The sequence below is a fragment of the Pseudomonas sp. KB_12 genome (assembly GCF_052114545.1).
In the GTDB taxonomy this organism is placed as follows: domain Bacteria; phylum Pseudomonadota; class Gammaproteobacteria; order Pseudomonadales; family Pseudomonadaceae; genus Aquipseudomonas; species Aquipseudomonas brassicacearum.
In genome coordinates this window covers 1-407 of sequence record NZ_JBFREY010000115.1, presented here as the reverse complement: position 1 = coordinate 407, position 407 = coordinate 1, and the positions used below count along the sequence as shown (strand labels likewise).

Genomic DNA, 407 nt, shown 5'->3' with positions numbered 1-407 from the left:
CTGGGATGGTGATGGTCTGGCCGTTGCTCAACGTCACGACGAGCGGGGCATCAGTGACTGGTGCGTTGACCGACGCGGTGTAAACGACAGTCCCACCTTCGGCCACMGTYGAAGTCGCGGTGAGCGAAACGGTGCTGGTGTCGATGGTGTCAGTGACATCAGTCACCGCCGGCGTGGTGTTCGGAACCAGGTTCTCGAAGTTGCCGCCAGTGGCCTTATCGATGCTGACTTCAACTTTGCCGGCGTCTTTGTAGACATCATCTTTTGGTGCGTCGACAGTCACGGTGCCGGTAGTAGCACCCGCAGCGATGTTGATCACCGCGCCGTTGCTCAAGGTGACGGTCACTGGCGAGCCGGCGGCGTTGGTCAATGTTGCGGTGTAAACGAACGATCGAGCCGCCTTCGGC

General features: G+C 60.0%; 1 protein-coding gene. It reads right to left on the bottom strand.

The window, feature by feature from the left end; translation table 11 throughout:
- The coding region (locus tag AB4Z20_RS28105) for an immunoglobulin-like domain-containing protein (RefSeq protein WP_442091254.1) at nucleotides 1-407 on the bottom strand (407 nt) is incomplete at both ends.